This window comes from Streptomyces sp. NPDC046900, assembly GCF_040644975.1.
In the GTDB taxonomy this organism is placed as follows: domain Bacteria; phylum Actinomycetota; class Actinomycetes; order Streptomycetales; family Streptomycetaceae; genus Streptomyces.
Genome location: NZ_JBEYXD010000118.1, coordinates 1 through 19,195, shown reverse-complemented (window position 1 = coordinate 19,195; position 19,195 = coordinate 1). Strand labels below are relative to the sequence as shown.

The following is a 19,195-nucleotide window of genomic DNA, read 5'->3' as shown; positions in this document are numbered from 1 at the left end:
ACCGCGCTGTGGGCCGGGTCCGGGTGGTGCGCGGCGGGAAGCGGCTCGCGCGCAATCGGCACCACCTCAAGGCCGCCCAGCTCACGCAGGCCCAGTGGCGGCAACGGTGGGAAGCGTCGCGCTGGTTCCTGCAGGCGGACGGGGAATCGGGCAAGCGGTTCGGCAATGAGACCATCCGCGTCACGCCCGAGGGCGAGGTGTCACTGAAGCTGCCTGCGCCGCTCGTCCACCTGGCCAACGCCCCGCACGGCCGGTACACGCTCACCGGCGCTGTGGTCTTCCACCACCGGCGCGAGGAGTGGGCCGACCGCATCACCACGAACCGGTCCGTGGCCTACCGCATCCACTACGACACAGACCGCTGCCGCTCTCTTGAAAATGACCTGAGCTGATGCGCGTCGGTGCAGGTCAAGCGGCTCTCTTGAAAATGACCTGAGCTGATGCGCGTCGGTGCAGGTCAAGCGGCTGACTAGGAACGGTTCACGTCCGGAGTGCCGCCAGCGCGGGGCCGAGGCGGGGAGCAGCGGCGGACGGCTCAGTCCGAGCACACGCCCTCCGGCAGAGCTGCCTGGTGAGCTCGGCTCGGGTCCGTTCGATGTCCGTCACGACGAGGTCCAGGCCCTGGACAGAGCCTGGCGCTGCCGCGCCGACACCGGTGCCGGGGATGATCGAGCAGGGGGAACCCAGCGGGGTCAGCTGGACCACACGGAGGTCCTCACTGAGGGCGAAGTCGGCGTCCAGCCGCCATCCCAGGCCCTCGTAGAAGCTCTTGGCCCTGTCGACGTCGGCGACCGGCGCGACGACCACTTCCGGCCTCATGTCCACGACCGCGTGCTCCTGTTGCGTTTCCGGCGGCGTCTGCACCTGCCCCCGAGGGCGGATGCACATCCATGGTCCGGCCTCAACCCGCCGCTCACATCGCGTAGGGGCCGGAAGGGCCGCATCAACTCGCCGGGAGCGCCTGCGTGGTGAGCCGGTGTCAGGAGGTCTGCTCGTGGCAACCGGCCGCCGCGTCGGCACGGATGGAGTGGTCGATCAGTGGATCAGGAGCGGTGGCCGTCGGCCACGTGGGCCACGTAGGTGTCGATGCTGCGGTGCCAGTCGTTCACGCCGTACTGGTGACCGTCGCTGCCCGAGGGGACGAAGTGCTCCAGCTGGTCCACGACCCAGGGGTCGACCATCGCCAGCTGGTCCGCGATCCAGGGGTCTGTGGGGCGTTGGGCGTCGACGGTGGCGACCTTCGGGTGCTCGACGACAGTGACGCGGGCGGGGGTGTGCCCGGCTGTCTGAGGGGTGGCTGCGAACGCGGAGCCGCCGGTGGCGAAGAGAGCGCTCCCGACGACAACCGAGACGCCCGCGGTCGTGAGACGCCGCACCAGCTTGTTCATGGTCTTTCCTCCTTGCACAGCCCATCGTTCGGTGAGTGCGAACGGTGGTGTTTGCCGTTCTGTTCCGGCATCAGCCAAATTACGAGCTCAGCTTTAGTTGAACAATGAACTAACGCCGTGAAGCGCATCACATGACAATCGGGAGCAACCGCTGAAATGGCGACCGAGGGCCATGTCCCAACACTTCCACCCATCCAGGTCGTGACGGACGTCACGTCATCAACGCGGCAAAAGACGTCACTATCGATGTCGTGCAAGTTTCAACCATTCGTCGGGGTGTGCGGCCCACCGCCACGGTGCCGACGAGCGCGGTCCAGCGCCTCGGGGACCGGCTTCGCGGGAGGCGGCCCGGCCAAGTGGTGCACGGCCTCAAGACCCTGATCGCCGCGCTGCTCGCCTGGGGCGTCGTCGCACCCTGGGCCCCGGGCGGCCGCCCTTACCTGGCCGTCGCCACCGCGCTGCTCCTGGTCAACGCCTCCACCGTGTACCAATCCGTGACGAAGGCGGTCCAGAGTGTGGTCGCCAGGGTCACCGGGCTGGTCCTCGCCCTTGCGACCGCTCGGCTGCTCGGAGCCACCGCGGCCGCTGTCGCCGTCATCGTCGTCATCGCCGTACTGGTGGGCCCCCGCCGCACCTCCGACGACCGGCTGCAGATCGCCTCCACCGCGGTGATCGCGCTGGCCGCCACGGCGACCGATCCCGTGGGCAGTCTGCTTTCGCCGGCGCTCCAGACACTCGCCGGCGCCGCCGTCGGCCTCGCCGTGAACGCGCTCGTCCTGCCCCCGCTGTACCTGGACGAGTCCGATTCCGCGGTCCGCGACCTCGCGCACGCGATGGGGGCACTGCTGCACGACATGGGAACCGGCCTGGCCCGGCGACAGCTCACCACCAAGGCCCACACGTGGCTGCACCGGGCGCGCAGCCTGGACAAGCGCCTCAGCCACGCGGAGGAACGGGTGCGGCAGGCCGACGAGAGCCTGCGCTGGAACACACGCTGCGCCGCCCAGTCCCGGCGCCGGGATGCGACCCACAGCGAGGCCTTCAGCGCCTTGCGCGGAGTGTCGCTCCAGGTGCGCGGCATCGCACGCACTCTGGCCGACAACGCGCACGACCACCACGCCGGCCACCACCTGGGGCACCAGTTCCTCGACCGGTACGCCGAGACCCTGCAACTGGCGGGAAAGGCCGTCCAGGGGTTCGTCGCACCGGCCGCGGCGCCGGGGTCACCCGAGACGGCTCCCAGGGAGCGGCTGCGAGGAGCGATCGACGGGGCGCTGGCCTGGCACGACACCATGACCGATCTGATCGGCCGGGGCACCCTGACCAAGCCGGGCGCATGGCACGTCTACGGGTCACTGATGACCGACGTGGAGAGGCTGCTGGCCGACCTGGACCGGGCGGACCCGCGCTGAACCGCCCGCTCCGGGCAACAGGGCGGGCGGCATCGAAGTCCAGCGCCCGGCAAGCGGCTCCAGCGCCCGGCCCGCCTCGGGTGACGCACGCCGTCGTCCTGGACGCGCCGGACATCATGATTGCTTCGAAGGCCTGACCCACCCCAGGGACCGCTCGACGGCCCGCTTCCAGGATTCGTACTCCCACTCCCGCCGCTCGGGGTCCATGTCCGGTATCCACTGCGCGGCCCGGTGCCAGTTGCCGCGCAGGACCTCGAGGTCGGGCCAGTACCCGGCCGCGAGGCCGGCGGCGTAGCCCGCGCCGAGCGAGACCGTCTCGGCGACCAGGGGCCGCACCACGGGGACGTCGAGCACATCGGCGAGGAACTGCATGAGCAGGTTGTCGGACGTCATGCCCCCGTCCACCTTGAGCTCCTTCAGCGCGAGCGTGGAGTCGGCGTTCATGGCGTCGACGACCTCGCGTGTCTGCCAGCCGGTGGCCTCGAGAACGGCCCGGGCGAGGTGGCCCTTGGTGATGTACGAGGTGAGCCCGACGATGACGCCGCGTGCGTCGCTGCGCCAGTGGGGTGCGAACAGACCGGAGAACGCGGGCACGACGTAGCAGCCGCCGTTGTCCTCCACGGTGCGCGCCAGGGTCTCGATCTCGGGTGCGCTGCTGATCAGGCCGAGGCGGTCACGGAACCACTGGACCAGTGCGCCGGTGACGGCGATCGGGCCTTCCAGGGCGTACACGGTGGGCTGGTTCGCGATCTTGTACGCGACGGTGGTGAGCAGCCCGTGCCGGGACCGTACGAGATCGGTGCCGGTGTTCATCACCAGGAAGCTGCCGGTCCCGTAGGTGCACTTCGCCTCGCCGGGCGAGAAGCAGGTCTGTCCGAACAGTGCGGCCTGCTGATCGCCGAGGGCCGCGGTGATGCCGACGCCCGGAAGCACCGAACGGGCCTCGCCGTAGGTCTCCATCGAGGGCCGGATCTCCGGGAGCATCGCACGCGGGATCCCGAAGAACTCCATCAGCTCCTCGTCCCACTCCAGGGTGCGGATGTTCATGAGCATGGTGCGGCTCGCGTTGGTGGCGTCGGTGATGTGCAGACCCCCTTCCGGACCGCCCGTCAGGTTCCAGATCAGCCAGCTCTCCACGGTGCCGAACAGCACCTCCCCGTCCTGGGCACGCTGCTCCAGCCCTTCCATGTGGTCGAACAGCCAGCGGATGCGGGGCGCGGAGAAGTAGGTCGAAGGCGGAAGGCAGCAGCGTTCGAGGAAGAAGTCGTCCCCCGGCTCGTGTCTCAGCTCCTCGATGAGCTGGGCCGTGCGGATGTCCTGCCAGACGACGGCCTTGCCGAGCGGGACGCCGGTCCGCCGGTCCCAGAGCACGGCCGTCTCGCGCTGGTTGGCGATGCCGATGGCGGCGATCTGCCCGACGTCAATGCCGACGTTGGACACCGTCTCCGGCACGATGCGCTCCAGATTGCGCCAGATCTCCAGGGCATCGTGCTCGACCCAGCCGGGCCGGGGGAAGTACTGCTGATGCTCTCGCTGGACCACCGACACAAGTCGGCCGCGATGGTCGAACAGGATGCATCGCGTGGAGGTGGTCCCCTGGTCGATGGACATCACATACCGTTCAACCATGATCGGGTCTGCCTTCCGATGCGTCGCGGCGGCGCCGGGACCTACCAGCGAGCCGCGCCCAGGTCTCTGGAGATCGCCCGCGCTGCCTCCCGCAGCAAGGTGATCAGGGGCGGTTGCGGCCGGCCTTGGCTGTCGCAGATCCGCTCGACCGGGCCGGACACGCCGAGCGCGCCCACCACGAGACCGCCGTGCCCGCGGATCGGCGCGGCGACTCCGGCCTCACCCATGGTCATTTCCTGCACCTCGGCGGCCCAGCCCAGCTCCCGGATCTCCGCGAGCGCCCGGTTGAGCTCCTCCGGGAGGACAACGGTGTGCCGGGTGTAGGCCTCCAGTCCGGCCTCCAGCAGCGGCTCGACGGGCTCGGCCCCGAAGGCGAGCAGGACCTTGCCCAGCGAGGAGGCGTGTAGCGGCAGCAGCGTGCCCACGTCCAGGGTCTGAAGGGTGTCGTCCGGCCGGAAGACGTGGTGCACCACGAGCACCCGGCCTTCGAGCGGCGTCCCCAGCCGTACGGCCTCCCCGCTCCGGGCGGCCAGGGCGTCGGCCCAGTTGATGGAGCGCGACCGCAGCTCGTTGACGTCCAGATAGCTGGTGCCCAGATGCAGCAGTGCGGCTCCCAGCTGGTATTTCCCCGTCGTCGCGTCCTGCTCCACGAAGTCCACGTGCTGCAGGGTGCGCAGAATGCCGTGCGCCGTGCCCTTGGCCAGACCCAGGGACGACGCCACCTCGCCGAGGCCCAGCCGACGCGGACCGCCGGCGAGCAGACGAAGGATCGCCGCCGCCCTCTCTATGGACTGGACCGGGCCGGCCATGAAGCGATCATAATGCGGATCGGGCTCCGCTTCAGGACGGCATTCGGTAATGCCGACCCATGTTCATTGACCCGGCCCGTTTCCCTCTTTAGCGTGCCATAACGCCCGGCATCCGACCGGCTTCGCGGCCCGGAAGAGGAGGGCACATGACAGTAGCGCAGCTCAATGCAGCGCCTGGCGAGGGAGTGGAGTACGTCCTTCCGCTCCCGCATGCCTCCAAGGCCGTCTCGGCCGTGCGCCACCGTGCGGACGCGATCCTCACCCACTGGAACCTGTCCGCGGGCGCGGCGGAAGACGCGCTCCTGGTGATCCAGGAGCTGCTCACCAATGCGGTCGTCCACGCCCTGCCACCCGCCACGTTGCGGCTGTCCAGGGTCCTGGTGGACGGGCACAGGGCCATCCGGGTCGAAGTCACCGACATGGGGCCCGCGGCCTCCGCCGGACCGCCGGTTTCGACGATCGATCCCGACGAGCACGGCCGGGGCCTGTGCATCGTCACCGCGCTGTCGGTGCGGTGCGGTGTGGCGGTGCACTCCGGAAGCACCAGCCGGTGGGCGGAGGTGCTCGTGGGGTGACAGCACCATGCAAAGGGTGACGCAGGCCTGCGCACCGCCGCCGGCCCAGCCGGATGAACACCGTCCGGAGCCGTCAGGCTCCGGACGCCGAACGGTCGGCGTCGCGGCTTGCCCAGGGCGCCGTACGGTCACGGTTGCGCCGGGACCGCCTTACGGAGGGTCGCGATGCAGGTGCCGATGGCCGTCTGGAGCTCCTCGAGGCGCTGGAGCATGTCGTCCTCGTAGAGGTCGTCCAGGTCGTCCACGTCGTCCAGGGTGAGCTCCTCGAAGACCTTCGTCGCCCGTTGCAGGCCGCTGTAGAACTTCGTACGGCGTTCCTTCAGCCGCAGCTCGGGGTCGGCCTCGACGGCCTGCACGACGAGTTCCCTGACCGAGTCGTACGCCTCGGTGGCCCACGTCCCGGCCTCTTCGCCGTCGTCCAGCTCGTCGATGAGGGACAGATGGCGCTCGGCCTCCGCACGGAGCTCGGGAGGTGCGTCGATCGTCTGTCCGGCCGGGGTCCTGACCTGGCCCTTCTCGGCGATCTGCCGTACGTAGCCGATACGGTCGGCGGCCCGGCTCTCGGTGGCCACCGCCTTCTTCAGCTCGTCCGTACGGGCGATGTCCCGGGCCAGCTCGGTCTGCAGGACGGGGTCTTCCTTCAGCCGGTCGAGGAGCGCGGCGCGCGCCGTGCCGGCCGTCGCCGGGTCGGCGAGGATCGCCGCACGCAGCGCGGTGGGGTTCTCGGCGACCTCCAGGGCCTTGGTCGGCCGGATGCCCTCGGCCTCGGCCGCCGCCGCGATGGCGGTGCCGCGCTCGGAGGCGGCGCCGGAGCGGGAGGTGTAGTAGTCGTGCCACACGTCGGAGTCCGGCAGCTCGATCTCCTGGCCCGGGACCAGGATCTCGAAGTGGGGGACCAGGCCGTCGTCGGCCGCCTTGTCCCAGGCCTTGTAGTAGCGCATGACCCGCTCCGCCGAGCACCCGGCCAGCTCGGCGAAGCGCTTGGCGGAGATCTTCGGGCTCTGCCCCGCAGGCTGCCCGCCGGGCCGGACGCTGCGCGCGACCTTCAGGGCGAACGCCCAGCCGCCGGTCCGCGCGTACACGCCGAACTCACGGGCGTCGCGCACCACGGTCTCGGCCACCTCGGACTCCGCCGGGGCAGGCGCCCCGGCTTCTCCGTCCGCTCCCGGTTCGACCCAGAAGCCGTCGTCGCCGGAGGCCACCCCGGCGGCAGGCGGCGTGTCCTGCGCGGGCTTCTCGTCGTCGGGCGAACCCGCCGCCCCGGACGGGTCGATCGCTACGGTCACTGAAACTCTCCCGGACACTCGCGGACTGTGGGGAACCCGAGCGAGCAGCCTATATGAGTTCGTTGCGACGGCTTTGCGTCCCTTCCACCGGCCGGCCGCGAGGGTCCGGTGCGGCGATGCACCCGCCTCAACGGAGGCATGTCCGGCGTGGAATACCGCGCTTCGGGTACCCGTTGGGCTCTGCTGTGACCGAGTGGTTCACGAGCAGCGTGCGGCACCGGGTACGGAGGGAACGCAAGCGATGGGCGAGGTCACGAACGCGGACGGCGGCAACTCCCTGAAGGAGACCGTCGGGCGGTACGGCATCTGGAGCATGGGCCTGCGTTCGGAGGACCCGGCACGGCACGGCGAACTGACCGAAGCCGCCGCGGAACTCGAGGAACTAGGCTTCGGCGCCGTCTGGCTGGGCGGCAGCAGCGGCATCCAGCACGCCGTCCCACTGATCGAGGCGACCTCACGCCTCGTCGTGGCGACCGGTATCCAGAGCATCTGGCAGTACGAGGCGGCCGAGACCGCGGCGCGCTTCCAGGAGCTGGAGCGGACCCGGCCCGGGCGCTTCCTGCTCGGACTCGGCGTCAGCCACCCCAAACTGACGGACCAGTACCGCCGCCCCTACAAGGCCATGGTCGAGTACCTGGACGCACTCGACACCGCCGGTGTGCCCGCCGGGCGCCGCGTCCTGGCCGCGCTCGGTCCGAAGATGCTGGAGCTCTCCCGCGACCGCGCCGCCGGCTCCCACCCGTACCTGATGCCGCCCGAACACACCGCCACGGCCCGTGAGATCCTCGGCGCCACGCCGCTTCTCGCGCCGGAGACGAAGGTGGTCCTGGACACGGATCCCGACCGCGCGAGGACGACGGCCCGCGGTGTCCTCGACTTCTACCTGGGCCTGCCGAACTACACGAAGTCCCTTCTCCAGTTCGGCTTCAGCGAGGACGACTTCGACAACGGCGGCAGCGACCGCCTGGTCGACGCGCTGTTCGCCTGGGGGGACGACGACCGGATCCGGGAACATGTCGGGGCCTTCCACCGGGCGGGCGCGGACCACGTGGCCCTTCAGGTGGTCGAGGACGGACCGCCTGACTCGCTCCCCCGGGCCGCCTGGCGGCGCCTTGCGGAGCTACTGCGCTGACGACCGCACGAACCCGCCGCGTTGTCAGTGGTGCGGCCTACTGTGGGGTGCGCACAGAATCCGCGACCACAACGGAGTTCCCATGACGACCCTCCCCGACCGGCCGCACACCGCCCTGCTCGTCATCGACGTCCAGAACGGGGTGGTGGCAGGCACCCACAACCGCGACACCATGATCGCGAACATCAACTCCCTGCTCGACAAGGCGCGCGCGCAGGACGTGCCGGTGGTCTGGGTGCAGCACTCCGACGACCAGCTCAAGCGGGACAGCGAGAGCTGGCAGTACGTGCCCGAACTGGTCCGCCACGACGAGGAGCCCCTCGTGCACAAGCTCTACGGCGACTCGTTCGAGGACACCGAGCTGGAGGCGGTGCTCGCCGAGCACGGTGTGGGCCGGGTCGTCGTCACGGGCGCCCAGACCGACATGTGCATCCGTTCCACCCTCCACGGTGCCCTGGTCCGCGGGTACGACGCGACACTGGTCGGCGACGCGCACACGACGGAGGACCTCACCGAGTACGGCGCGCCGTCCCCGGAACAGGTGATCGCGCACACCAATCTCTACTGGACGTGGCAGAGCGCACCGGGGCGCCGCGGCGGGACCGTGGACACGGCCGAGGTGACCTTCGAGCCGCTCAGCGCGGGCTGAGCGACCGTCGGCGGGAGCTGTGGGGGCCACCATCCGCGAAAAAGGGCCCCCGCAGGCTCTCACCTGCGAAGACCCTCCGCACCGTCGGGACGACAGGATTTGAACCTGCGACCCCTTGACCCCCAGTCAAGTGCGCTACCAAGCTGCGCCACGTCCCGGTGCGTTCCCGCGGTGATCCGCGTGATCGCGCAACAGCACCTTACCCCACGACAGGGACTGCCCGGCGAAGAGCGGGAGGCGCGGGACAATCGGGGTATGAGCGAGGCATCAGGAGTTCGGGCGGACCGGGGACGTGACCGGGACACGGAGGGCCGGGCCCGCAACGCGCGGCCGCGGGACGGTCTCGGGCGGCCCCTGCCGTACGGCGCGCAGGGTGTGGCGCGCCAGCCGGAGGGAGTCGTACGCGCCCCCCTCGACAGCGTCGCGGAGGCCCAGGCCCTGCTGGACGAAGGGAAGCCGTTCCACGCGCACGAGGTCTTCGAGGACGCCTGGAAGTCGGGTCCCGACGAGGAGCGCGCGTTGTGGCGGGGGCTGGCCCAGCTGGCGGTCGGCCTCACCCACGCGGCCCGCGGCAATACGACCGGCGGCGCCCGGCTGCTGCGGCGCGGCGCCGGGGCCGTCCACGCGTGGGCGGCGGAGACCGGACAGGACCGGCCGTATGGCCTGGCGGTCGCAGAACTGCTCGTCTGGGCAGAGGAGTTGGCCACGGCGGCGGAGCAGGAGGCGACCCCGGTCGACGCCCGGGCATGGGCTCCGCGGCTGCGCGGCGAGCAGTCCTAGACCGGGCTGCGACAGGGGCGTGCGCGGGCTGCCGAGGGCGTACGGCAGACTCGGGGCGTGCGAAAGATTCATGTCATCGGCATCGGAGCGGGCGACCCCGACCAGCTGACTCTCCAGGCGGTCAAGGCGCTCAAGGCCACCGATGTGTTCTTCATCCTCGACAAGGGCGAGATGAAGTCGGACCTGGTCCAGCTGCGCCGGGACATTCTCGAGGCACACGTTCCGCAAGGGACGTACCGCATGGTCGAGGCGCGCGACCCGGAGCGCGACCGGTCCGCGGGCGGCGCCGCCTACTCCCCCGCCGTCGGCGACTGGCGGTCGGCACGTGCCGGGATCTACGAGCGGCTCATCATGGAGGAACTCGGCGAGGACGAGAGCGGTGCGTTTCTGGTGTGGGGCGACCCCGCGCTCTACGACAGCACGCTCGCCATTCTGCAGGAGGTGCTGGACCGGGGTGCGGTGACGTTCTCGTACGACGTCGTACCGGGCATCAGCAGCGTCTCGGCGCTCGTCGCGAGGCATCGCACAGGGCTCAACCGGGTGGCCCGGCCCGTCCAGATCACCACGGGACGGCGCCTCGCGGAGGGCTTCCCGGAGGGCGTCGACGACGTGGTCGTGATGCTCGACGCGCACCAGGGCTTCCGGCAGTACGCGGACCAGGACATCGACATCTACTGGGGCGCCTATATCGGCACCCCGGACGAGATCCTCGTCTCGGGTCCCCTCGCGGAGGCGGCCGACCGCATCGAGCGCCTGCGCGCTGAGGCCCGCGAGCGCAAGGGCTGGATCATGGACACCTATCTGCTGCGCAGGCACCGGCGGGACTAGCGGACGCGCCCTCGCGCGAGACCCGGGTGCTGGATCCGCGGGCCGTCACCCCGTGTCCGTCCTCATGGGCCGAACCCCAGCCTGGCGAGAACTCCTGGCACGTCGGGGACCGCGATCACGCCATCCGGCAGGGGTGGACGGCGGACGAGCACCACGGGGAGCCCGAGGTCCCGCGCGGCCGTGAGTTTGGCCGCCGTCGCCGCTCCCCCGCTGTCCTTCGTCACGAGCACGTCGATGCGGTGCTCGCGCAGCAACGCGGTCTCGTCCTCGACCGTGAACGGCCCCCGGGCCGGCAGCACGACCGTGTGCGGCGGCAGGGGAGACTCGGGCGGCTCCACCGACCGTACGACGAAGTGCAGGTCCGTCAGGTGCGCGAAGGCCGCGAGACCCAGCCGGCCGGTGGTGAGGAACACTCGCGGGCCGAGCGTGGTGAGCAGGGCCGCCGCGTCCGCGAGTGAGGCGACCTCGTGGCGGCGCTCGCCGGGGACCGGGCTCCAGCCGGGCCGGCGCAGCACCACCGCGGGCACACCGGTGGCCGCAGCGGCCCGAGCCGCGTTCGCCGTGATACGGGCGGCGAACGGGTGTGTGGCGTCGACCAGCGCGTCCACTCGGTGTTCGCGGAGCCAGGCGGCCAGCCCGTCCGCGCCGCCGAAGGCTCCGATCCGTACGTCGCCGTCGAGCGGGCTCGGCCGGGACACCCGGCCGGCCAGGGACGTGGTGACCCGGACTCCGGGCCGGGCGGCGAGCGAGGCGGCGAGTTCGCGCGCCTCGGTGGTACCACCGAGGATCAGCACGTGGGGGGACATGGGTCCGAGGTTACGGGCAGGCCGGAGCCCCTCCAGCGGGTCCCCGCCGCAGGCGGTCCGGCCGTGCCGTGTCGCGCACGGCGTACGGCGGTCCGGCAGTGCTCTCGTTATCGTCCTGTCATGGATGCAGTGCGTGCCGTCCTCATCGACATCGACGGCGTCCTCACCGTCTCGTGGCGGCCGCTGCCGGGCGCGGTCGAGGCGCTGCGGCACATCCGCGACTCGGGGCTGGCCGTCGCTCTGCTCACCAACACCACGTCCCGCACCCGTGCGTCGATCGCCGGGACCCTTTCCGACGCCGGCTTCCCCGTGACGGCCGACGACATCCTGACCGCGCCCGCCGCCACCGCCGCGTATCTCGCCGAGTACTGCCCCGGGGCCCGCTGCTCGCTGCTCAACAGCGGCGACATCCGGGAGGACCTCGCCGGTGTCCGCTTCGTCGAGGACGACCAGGACGACGCGGACAACCAGGACGACGAGAACGTCGAGGGCCCGGACGCGGTCGCGGATGCGGTGGTCGTCGGCGGTGCGGGTCCTGGGTTCGACTACGCGGCGCTCAACCGCGCCTTCGGCCACCTGCAGCGGGGTGCGCGGCTGGTCGCGATGCACCGCAACCTGTACTGGCGCACCGAGCGTGGTCTGCAGCTCGACTCGGGCGCGTTCCTGCTGGGCCTGGAGAAGGCCGCGGGGACGGAGGCCGAGGTGACCGGCAAGCCGTCGCCCGCGTTCTTCGAGGCGGCACTGGCGCACGTAGGGGTCGGCGCCGACCGGGCTCTGATGGTCGGCGACGACGTCGAGAACGATGTCCTCGCGGCCCAGCGCGCCGGGATCACCGGGATCCTCGTCAGGACGGGCAAGTATCTGCCGCAGACGCTTCGGGCCGCGAGCGGCGAGCCCGACCACGTCATCGACTCCTTCGCCGACCTTCCCGCGCTGCTTGGGCGGTCCGGCGGCCGCGCTCAGCGCAGCAGCAGCTGAACGGCGCCCAGCACCGTCGCCGCGATCACCAGCTGCTCGAACAGCCGCTGATCGATGCGGTTCACCGCCCACTTGCCGAGGAGCGCACCCGGCACCACGAACACGGCGAGGGCCGCGTCCAGCAGCAGCGAGCGGCCGTCGATCAGACCCAGTCCCGCGCTGAAGGGCAGCTTGGAGACGTTGACGATCAGGAAGAAGAAGGCCGAGGTGCCGAGGAAGCCGAGTTTGCGGAATCCGGCAGAAAGGAGATACATCGACATGACCGGGCCGCCCGCGTTCGCCACCATCGTGGTGAAGCCACCGAGGACGCCGTAGGAACGGGCCTTGACCCGGCCGGCGCCTGTGGTCACCTCGTCGGGTTCCTCGTCCCGTCGGGCACTGCGGCGCCGCCACACCGTGATCGCCGCCATCAGCAGCAGGATGGCGCCGATCGACGTCCGCACGATGCCGTCGTCGGCCCACACCAGGAAGAGCGTGCCGAGGACGACACCCGCGGCGACCGCCGGGAACAGGCGCCACAGGGTCGGCCAGTGGGCGTGTCTTCGGTAGGTGAGGACGGCGAGCACATCGCCGACGATCAGGATGGGCAGCAGAACGCCGGTCGAGGCGCGGGCCGGCAGCACTGCGGCGAAGACGGCGAGGCTGACCGTGTTGGCGCCGCTCACGGCGGTCTTGGAGAAGCCGACGAGGAGTGCTGCGGCGGCCAGCGCGGCGAAGCCCCACAGGGATATGTCCCAGAGCGTGATCGTATTCATGCGGGGACCGATGCTATGTCCGGACAAGTGCCGGACGTAAGGACCGTCTCGCCTGGTGGCCCCTGCACGCGCGTGGTTAGCGCGTCTGCGTGTACCGCGCCCGCAGTTCCCGCTTGAGGACCTTCATGCTCGGTCCCAGGGGCAGCGCGTCCGTGAACTCCACACGGCGCGGATACTTGTGCCGCCCCAGGTGCTCCTTGGACCACTCGGTGACGGCGGCCGCGTCGAGTGCCGCGCCGGGCGCGGGGACCACGACGGCGCAGACCTCCTCCCCGTGGAGTTCGTCCGGCAGGCCGATGACGGCGACCTGGGCGATGCCGGGGCAGCGCAGGAGCACCTCCTCGACCTCACGCGGGTAGACGTTGTAGCCGCCGCGGATGATGACGTCCTTCTTGCGGTCGACGATCCTGAGGAAGCCCTCGTCGTCCTTGACGCCGAGGTCGCCGGTGCGCAGCCAGCCGTCGACGAGCGCCTCCGCGGTGGCCTCGGGGCGGCCGAGGTAGCCGGAGAAGACGTTGTGCCCGCGGATGACGACCTCGCCCAGTTCACCGGCCGGCAGGAGTTCGATGCGGCCCTCGACCTCCGCACGGGCGATCTCCACGTCGACGCCCCACAGCGGATGGCCGATCGTGCCCGGCTTGGTGCCGAACCACGGCTGGTTCACGGTCGCGGTCGGCGAGGTCTCCGACAGCCCGTACCCCTCGTAGATCCTCGCGCCGTACGCCTCCTCGAAGCGTTCCAGCACCGCGCCGGGCAGCGAGGCGCCGCCGGAGATGCACACGCGCAGCTCGGGCAGGACGTCGGCGTCGGCCGCGGCGGCCGCCAGGGACACGAACATGGTCGGCACGCCGTGGAAGGTGTTGACGCCCTCCTTGACCATCAGCTCGATGGCCCGCGCCGCGTCGAAGCGCGGCAGCAGGACGAGCGTGGCCCCGGCCCGCCAGGTGGAGTTCATCGACACGGTCTGCCCGAAGGCGTGGAAGAGCGGCAGCGCGCCCAGCGCGATGTCGTCGGCGTGGATGTCGTTGGCGTCGAAGGCGTTGACGGTCGCGTTCATCACCAGGTTGAAGTGGCTGAGCACGGCGCCCTTGGGCACACCGGTGGTGCCGCTGGTGTAGAAAACGACGGCGGGGTCGTCGGCGGCGCGGGTGACGTACGACGGCAGCGGTTCGGCGTCCGCCGCCAGCTTCTCCAACTCGGCGCCCAGGGTGACCACCTGGACTCCGACGGCCTGTGCGGCGGCCGTTCCCGTCTCCGCCTGCGCCGGGTGGCACAGCAGGAGCGTGGCGCCGCTGTCCTTCAGGACGTGCTGGACCTCCTCCGCCGACAGCAGCAGGTGGACCGGGACGATGACTCCTCCGGCAGCCGCGATCGCGTAGTACGCATGCGGGAAGTCGGCGGTGTTCGGCGCCATCAGGGCGACCCGGTCCCCCGGCCGGACACCGAGCGCGACCAGCGCCCCGGCCTGCGCGCGGGCCCGCTGCCACACCTGGGCGAAGGTCAGGCGCAGGGTGCCCTCGACAAGGGCGGTCCGGTCGGGGCGGCGCCGGGCGTTCTCGGCGAGGATCGTGGCGAGGGACAGGGTGGCCATGGAGGTGGTGCTCCGTTTCCTTGCGGCGCTGCTTTGTCGAATTGCCTTGCGGGGAGCCCCCGTTGAGGTATGAATCAGTGCCTCTCGACCAGCACCGCGCTCCCCTGCCCCACGCCCACGCACATCGTGGCCAGCCCGCGGGCGGTGCCCGTGCGGCGCATGCGGTGCAGGAGGGTGGTGAGGATACGGGCGCCGGAACAGCCGAGCGGGTGGCCGAGGGCGATGGCGCCGCCGGTCGGGTTGACGAGATCCGGGTCGATGCCGAGGCGGTCGACGCAGGCGAGGGCCTGGGCCGCGAACGCCTCGTTGAACTCGGCCTCCTGGATGTCGCCGATCGTCCAGCCGACACGAGCGAGAGCCTTCTCGGTGGCGGGGACCGGGCCGATGCCCATGATGTCCGGGTGGACGCCGGCCGAGGCGCCGGCGACGTACCGGCCGAGGGACTCGAGGCCCAGTTCGTCCAGGGCCTCCTCGCTGACGAGCAGAAGTGCGGCCGCGCCGTCGTTCATGGGCGAGGCGTTGCCCGCGGTGACGGTGCCGCCCTGACGGAAGACGGGCTTGAGGCGGGCGAGCTTCTCGTACGACGTGTCCTCGCGCACGCACTCGTCGGCGGTGACGACGACACCGTCCGGCCTGGTCACGGGCAGCAGTTCAGCGTCGAAGAAGCCGTTCTTGCGGGCGTCGGCGGCCCGCCGGTGGCTGCGCAGCGCGAAGTCGTCCTGGCGTTCGCGGGGAACGCCGTACCGCTCGGCGACCTCCTCGGCGGTCTCGCCCATGGACAGCAGTCCGTGGAGGTCCTTCATCGCCGGGTTCACCAGGCGCCAGCCGAGCCGGGTGTCGGCCGTCTCGATGCGGTTCGGGAGGGCCTCGTCCGGCCGGGGCAGCACGAAGGGCGCGCGGCTCATGGACTCGGAGCCGCCCGCGATCACGATGTCGGCCTCGCCCGCGGCGATGGTACGGGCGGCCATGGTGACCGCTTCCAGGCCGGAGGCGCACAGCCGGTTGACCGTGGCACCGGGCACGGACTCGGGCAGGCCGGCGAGGAGGACGGCCATCCGGGCGACGTTGCGGTTGTCCTCGCCGGCCTGGTTGGCGGCGCCCCAGTAGACGTCGTCGACGCGGGCCGGGTCGAGTGCGGGCGCATCGGCGACCAGGCCCCGGATCACCGTCGCGGCCAGGTCGTCGGGCCGTACGGAGGACAGGGCGCCGCGCAGCTTGCCGATCGGGGTGCGGCGGGCTGCCGCGAAGTGGACGGTACGCACGACGGAACTCCCGGTTGCCCTCGACGGTTAATTAGCGCTGCTAGTTTTTGACTATAGACCGCCGACCGCTCACTGGGAAGATCCCGGCCATCCTGCGCAGGAGCTGCCGCAGCCGGGTTTCGCCCCATCCGTCCCGGGCACCCGGGCGCCCATGGAGTGGTTGCGGCACGCGGCGTGCGTGGGTGAGGACCCCGAGTTGTTCTTCCCCGTCGGATCGACGGGCCCGTATCTGGTGGAGACCGCCGCCGCCAAGCGAGTGTGCCGCCGCTGTCCGGTGATGGCCGAGTGCCTGGACTGGGCGCTGCGCACCGGGCAGACGGCGGGCGTGTGGGGCGGCACCGACGAGAAGGAACGTGCCCGGCTGCTGCGGACCACGAAGCACCGATCGACGACAAGGAGAAGCACACGATGACCGTGGTGCACAGCACTCTGCCCGAGCCCGCCCGGCGCGTCACCGGCCAGGCGCTGCAGGACACCCTGGTGGATCTGCTCGGGCTCTCCCTCGTCGGGAAGCAGGCCCACTGGAACATCGTCGGGCCGAGGTTCCGGTCGATCCACCTCCAGCTCGACGAGGTGGTCGACACGGCCCGCTCGTATGCGGACACCGTGGCCGAGCGTGCGGCCGCGCTCGGGGTCACTCCGGACGGCCGCCCGGAGACCGTCGCCTCCGCCTTCGGCCTGCCCGTGACGAAGGCGGGCTGGCTACGGGACACCGAGGTCGTGGGGCTGATGGTGGAGTCGCTGGAAGCCGCGATCGGGCGGCTGCGCGAGCGGATCGAGGCCACCGAGAAGGCGGATCCGGTCACTCAGGACCTGCTGATCGGGCTCACGGCCGAACTGGAGAAGCAGCGCTGGATGTTCGAGGCCGAGAACTGGCCGCGCGAGGACTGAGGCGCGCCAGGACCGCGGCATGCGGAGAGCAGACGGAACCGCCGGGGGGCGAGAGGAGTACGCCATGACCGACGCCCTGGAACTGGACGCGCTGTGGGACGAGTTCCACAGTGTGGTGAACATGACGTCCCAGGAACTCGCGGCCTGGCTGCGGGTCCAGGACGCCGGCGAGGACACGGAACTGCTGCCCGACCAGGCGGGAGACCCCACCGGGCAGCATGTCCTGGCCATCCTGCAGAAGCGGCGCATGGATCTCACCGACGACGACGTCAGGGTGATGTACGAGGTCGTGGACACGGTGACCGCAGAGCAGGACCGGTACGACGAGCCGGAGGCCATGGAGGGCGACCGCCGTCATCGCCTGATGGCCATCGGCCACGACCCGCTCAAACCGTCGGGGTGAGGCCGCCGTGAACCGGGGCGACAGCGCGGCCCGCGTCATGGGGGAACTCATCTCGGAACACGGCCGCACCTACGCCGAAGAGGCGGGCATCCAGCTCAAGGACGCCCCTCAGCCGCTCTACCGGCTGCTGCTCATGGCCGTGCTGCTGAGTGCCCGCATCCGTGGGTCGATCGCACTGGCCACGGTGCGGGCGCTGCACGAGGCGGGCCTGCGGGATCCGCGGCGCATGGCCGGGGCCGACTGGCAGGAGCGGGTCGACGCGCTGGGACGAGGCGGCTACCGGCGCTACGACGAGCGGACGGCGACCCAGCTGGGCGACGGGGCGGAACTGCTGCTGGAGCGTTGGGCAGGCGATCTGCGGCACCTGCGGGAGGAGGCCGACGGCGACGTCTCCGCCCTGCGCCGGCTGCTGCAGGAGATACCGGGGATCGGTCCGGCCGGCGCGGACATCTTCCTGCGCGAAGTACAACGGGTCTGGCCGGAGGTGGCTCCCTACCTGGACGACAAAGCCCTGTCCGGAGCGGAGCGCCTCGGGCTGCCCAAGGACCCGGAGAAGCTGGCGGCGCTCGCCGAGGACACCGAACCGGCCGTGCTGGCCGCCGCGTTGGTGCGCGCGGCACTCGACAAGGAGATGGCACAGGAAGTCCAGCGGCACGCCGGATAGCGCCGGCCGGTCATCCGCGTGGCGGGCCCGTGGCCTGGCCCCGCTTGCGTTCACCGGAGCCGTCGTGCTCCGCCGCAGCCACTGACGTGCCCCTTCGGAAGGGCCGCCGCGCAGCGAACGGCGGCCCTTCCCTATGGCGCATCGCGAGGCTCATCAATTTGTTTAGAATTTCTCAGTGATCGTACGGTGATTGTGTGGAGCTTCTTCGACTCTCAAAGGCCGCCAGACGTTTGGGTGTTCACCCGGCGACGTTTCGGCTTTGGGCTGACTCGGGGAGGATTCCCGGTGACTTGGGTCGGGCGTGAGCGCCGGTTCTCCTCGAGCGATGTGGAGGCGATGAAGGTTTTCACCGGTGGCGAGCGTGTCCGCCTGGAGGGTCTGCATGTGCGTGTGTCCGGCTCCCACCGGCAGGAATCCTCGCTTCAGGCGCAGGAGAAGGAGTTGCGGACCACCTCCACCAGCGAGGACTTCGTTTCGCTGGTCACCACGTTCGCCGGCCGCCTGTACGGGATGCGGTCGGCTGAGAACCGGCATCGTCTGCTGGCCGAGTCGGGCCAGTGCGAGGCAGGGCGCGCCGCGTGAGTCGAAAGCTGCCGATCGGTAAGGCCGAGACCTCCCGTACCGCGTGCGCCCGCACCCTTGTGCGCACAGGGGTGGATGAGAAGACGGGCGAAGTCCTGACCCAGGCCGTGCTGGCCGAACGCATCGGCTGGTGCAGCGACCTGGTGGCGGGCATGGTGTCTGTCGTGCTCGCCGAGCGTTGGAACAGCCGTGATGTGAAGGTACTCGCCTCCGGCGTGGACGGGGTCGGTCGGAATCTGCCGTCGAACGCGTGGATGGCGCTGCGCCGTCTGGGCTGGAGTTCCGCCCCGCCCGAGGGTGTGAAGGTCAACGACCGGATCGTGCGCATGGTCCAGGAGCAGGCCGGGCGGGCGCTTCGCTCGGCGAAGTGGCGCGCCGACCTGACTGCCGGGGTCTTGGCGGCATGGCCCATCGATCCGGGCAAGCGCACTCCCCGCGAGTGGGACGCCGTACGCGCAGCGGTCCCTGGCGGAAAGTATCTGCCGTCCAGCATCATCAAGGCCCGCACCCGGCAGGTGGTCACGTATCTCAAGGCCAACGGCCGTCTGCCCGTGGACGTGTTCGAACTTGAAGGCGCCCCGAAGGTGGCGCGCCTGCTGCTGCTCGCCGCGTGCGACGGACAGCAGGCCACGATCGAACGCTCCGAAACCGACACCAGGCAGGCGCTGCTACGACTTCAACTGCCCACCCGCCCCGACCCGCAGGCATACCGGGACTGGACGTGGGTGGCCTGCCCCATCGCTTTGCCGCCGACAGTCCCGGCATCGGCGGTGCT

21 protein-coding genes, 1 tRNA gene and 2 pseudogenes are annotated in these 19,195 nt (G+C 70.8%); 14 read left to right on the top strand and 10 right to left on the bottom strand.

The window, feature by feature from the left end; translation table 11 throughout:
• Positions 1–368, top strand: a pseudogene (locus ABZ904_RS46030) (IS200/IS605 family accessory protein TnpB-related protein); the annotation flags it as partial.
• A 112-nt stretch (positions 369–480) separates the two neighbouring features.
• Here ABZ904_RS46030 and ABZ904_RS46025 read toward each other — a convergent pair.
• Positions 481–819: a hypothetical protein gene (locus ABZ904_RS46025; RefSeq protein ID WP_361830104.1), complete on the bottom strand. Its 339-nt coding sequence runs from the start codon at positions 817–819 to the stop codon at positions 481–483.
• 224 nt (positions 820–1,043) lie between these two features.
• Positions 1,044–1,388, bottom strand: coding sequence for a hypothetical protein (locus ABZ904_RS46020; protein ID WP_359397311.1), 345 nt, complete (start codon positions 1,386–1,388; stop codon positions 1,044–1,046).
• Positions 1,389–1,639: 251 nt separating this feature from the next.
• Here ABZ904_RS46020 and ABZ904_RS46015 point away from each other — a divergent pair, with 251 nt between their 5' ends.
• Positions 1,640–2,800 (top strand): aromatic acid exporter family protein, encoded by a 1,161-nt coding sequence (locus tag ABZ904_RS46015; protein WP_361830102.1) that lies wholly within the window; start codon positions 1,640–1,642, stop codon positions 2,798–2,800.
• 114 nt (positions 2,801–2,914) lie between these two features.
• Here ABZ904_RS46015 and glpK read toward each other — a convergent pair whose 3' ends face one another.
• Both glpK and ABZ904_RS46005 read right to left on the bottom strand, forming a co-directional pair.
• Positions 2,915–4,429 (bottom strand): glycerol kinase GlpK, encoded by a 1,515-nt coding sequence (gene glpK, locus ABZ904_RS46010; RefSeq protein ID WP_361830100.1) that lies wholly within the window; start codon positions 4,427–4,429, stop codon positions 2,915–2,917.
• A gap of 41 nt (positions 4,430–4,470) precedes the next feature.
• Positions 4,471–5,238: an IclR family transcriptional regulator gene (locus ABZ904_RS46005; protein WP_361004233.1), complete on the bottom strand. Its 768-nt coding sequence runs from the start codon at positions 5,236–5,238 to the stop codon at positions 4,471–4,473.
• 146 nt (positions 5,239–5,384) lie between these two features.
• On the opposite strand from ABZ904_RS46005, the gene ABZ904_RS46000 reads away from it, so the two are divergent.
• A complete protein-coding gene (locus ABZ904_RS46000) occupies positions 5,385–5,813 on the top strand; it encodes an ATP-binding protein (RefSeq protein WP_359397319.1) in 429 nt (142 codons plus the stop codon).
• A 128-nt stretch (positions 5,814–5,941) separates the two neighbouring features.
• On the opposite strand, the gene ABZ904_RS45995 is transcribed toward ABZ904_RS46000, so the two are convergent.
• Positions 5,942–7,099: a hypothetical protein gene (locus ABZ904_RS45995; protein WP_361830097.1), complete on the bottom strand. Its 1,158-nt coding sequence runs from the start codon at positions 7,097–7,099 to the stop codon at positions 5,942–5,944.
• Positions 7,100–7,340: 241 nt separating this feature from the next.
• On the opposite strand from ABZ904_RS45995, the gene ABZ904_RS45990 reads away from it, so the two are divergent.
• Together ABZ904_RS45990 and ABZ904_RS45985 are read left to right on the top strand one after the other, a co-directional pair.
• Positions 7,341–8,231, top strand: coding sequence for an LLM class F420-dependent oxidoreductase (locus ABZ904_RS45990; protein WP_361830095.1), 891 nt, complete (start codon positions 7,341–7,343; stop codon positions 8,229–8,231).
• Positions 8,232–8,313: 82 nt separating this feature from the next.
• The gene (locus tag ABZ904_RS45985; protein WP_359397325.1) at positions 8,314–8,880 is read left to right on the top strand and encodes a cysteine hydrolase family protein; all 567 of its coding nucleotides are present in this window, start codon (positions 8,314–8,316) and stop codon (positions 8,878–8,880) included.
• Positions 8,881–8,964: 84 nt separating this feature from the next.
• Here the strand turns inward: ABZ904_RS45985 and ABZ904_RS45980 are convergent.
• Positions 8,965–9,038, bottom strand: a tRNA-Pro gene (locus tag ABZ904_RS45980).
• Between the two features lie 97 nt (positions 9,039–9,135).
• On the opposite strand from ABZ904_RS45980, the gene ABZ904_RS45975 reads away from it, so the two are divergent.
• Together ABZ904_RS45975 and cobF are read left to right on the top strand one after the other, a co-directional pair.
• Positions 9,136–9,660, top strand: coding sequence for a DUF309 domain-containing protein (locus ABZ904_RS45975; protein WP_361004244.1), 525 nt, complete (start codon positions 9,136–9,138; stop codon positions 9,658–9,660).
• Positions 9,661–9,717: 57 nt separating this feature from the next.
• Complete coding sequence (cobF, locus tag ABZ904_RS45970; RefSeq protein WP_361830092.1) at positions 9,718–10,488, top strand: precorrin-6A synthase (deacetylating); 771 nt, start codon at positions 9,718–9,720, stop codon at positions 10,486–10,488.
• A gap of 62 nt (positions 10,489–10,550) precedes the next feature.
• Here the strand turns inward: cobF and ABZ904_RS45965 are convergent, their stop codons facing one another.
• A complete protein-coding gene (locus ABZ904_RS45965) occupies positions 10,551–11,294 on the bottom strand; it encodes a cobalt-precorrin-6A reductase (RefSeq protein ID WP_361830090.1) in 744 nt (247 codons plus the stop codon).
• 120 nt (positions 11,295–11,414) lie between these two features.
• Here ABZ904_RS45965 and ABZ904_RS45960 point away from each other — a divergent pair, with 120 nt between their 5' ends.
• Positions 11,415–12,272, top strand: coding sequence for an HAD-IIA family hydrolase (locus tag ABZ904_RS45960; RefSeq protein ID WP_361830088.1), 858 nt, complete (start codon positions 11,415–11,417; stop codon positions 12,270–12,272).
• Here ABZ904_RS45960 and ABZ904_RS45955 read toward each other — a convergent pair.
• The 3 genes from ABZ904_RS45955 to ABZ904_RS45945 form a co-directional block, all read right to left on the bottom strand.
• Complete coding sequence (locus ABZ904_RS45955; RefSeq protein WP_359397341.1) at positions 12,254–13,027, bottom strand: sulfite exporter TauE/SafE family protein; 774 nt, start codon at positions 13,025–13,027, stop codon at positions 12,254–12,256. The two genes, ABZ904_RS45960 and ABZ904_RS45955, sit on opposite strands and share 19 nt — an antisense overlap.
• Positions 13,028–13,103: 76 nt before the next feature.
• A complete protein-coding gene (locus ABZ904_RS45950) occupies positions 13,104–14,618 on the bottom strand; it encodes a long-chain fatty acid--CoA ligase (RefSeq protein ID WP_361830086.1) in 1,515 nt (504 codons plus the stop codon).
• 74 nt (positions 14,619–14,692) lie between these two features.
• Positions 14,693–15,880: a thiolase family protein gene (locus ABZ904_RS45945; protein WP_359397345.1), complete on the bottom strand. Its 1,188-nt coding sequence runs from the start codon at positions 15,878–15,880 to the stop codon at positions 14,693–14,695.
• 151 nt (positions 15,881–16,031) lie between these two features.
• Here ABZ904_RS45945 and ABZ904_RS45940 point away from each other — a divergent pair, with 151 nt between their 5' ends.
• From ABZ904_RS45940 to ABZ904_RS45915, 6 genes and pseudogenes are all read left to right on the top strand, one after another.
• Positions 16,032–16,292, top strand: a complete 261-nt coding sequence (locus tag ABZ904_RS45940; RefSeq protein ID WP_359397347.1) for a WhiB family transcriptional regulator — start codon at positions 16,032–16,034, stop codon at positions 16,290–16,292.
• A complete protein-coding gene (locus ABZ904_RS45935; protein ID WP_361004261.1) occupies positions 16,289–16,771 on the top strand; it encodes a DNA starvation/stationary phase protection protein in 483 nt (160 codons plus the stop codon). Before ABZ904_RS45940 ends, ABZ904_RS45935 begins: the two co-directional genes overlap by 4 nt.
• 64 nt (positions 16,772–16,835) lie before the next feature.
• Positions 16,836–17,174: a DUF3140 domain-containing protein gene (locus tag ABZ904_RS45930; RefSeq protein ID WP_361830083.1), complete on the top strand. Its 339-nt coding sequence runs from the start codon at positions 16,836–16,838 to the stop codon at positions 17,172–17,174.
• Positions 17,175–17,211: 37 nt separating this feature from the next.
• The gene (locus ABZ904_RS45925; RefSeq protein WP_359397412.1) at positions 17,212–17,838 is read left to right on the top strand and encodes an endonuclease; all 627 of its coding nucleotides are present in this window, start codon (positions 17,212–17,214) and stop codon (positions 17,836–17,838) included.
• Positions 17,839–18,123: 285 nt separating this feature from the next.
• Complete coding sequence (locus ABZ904_RS45920) at positions 18,124–18,420, top strand: hypothetical protein (RefSeq protein ID WP_361004266.1); 297 nt, start codon at positions 18,124–18,126, stop codon at positions 18,418–18,420.
• A pseudogene (locus tag ABZ904_RS45915) lies at positions 18,417–19,195 on the top strand (transposase); the annotation flags it as partial. The gene ABZ904_RS45920 and the pseudogene ABZ904_RS45915, both read left to right, overlap by 4 nt.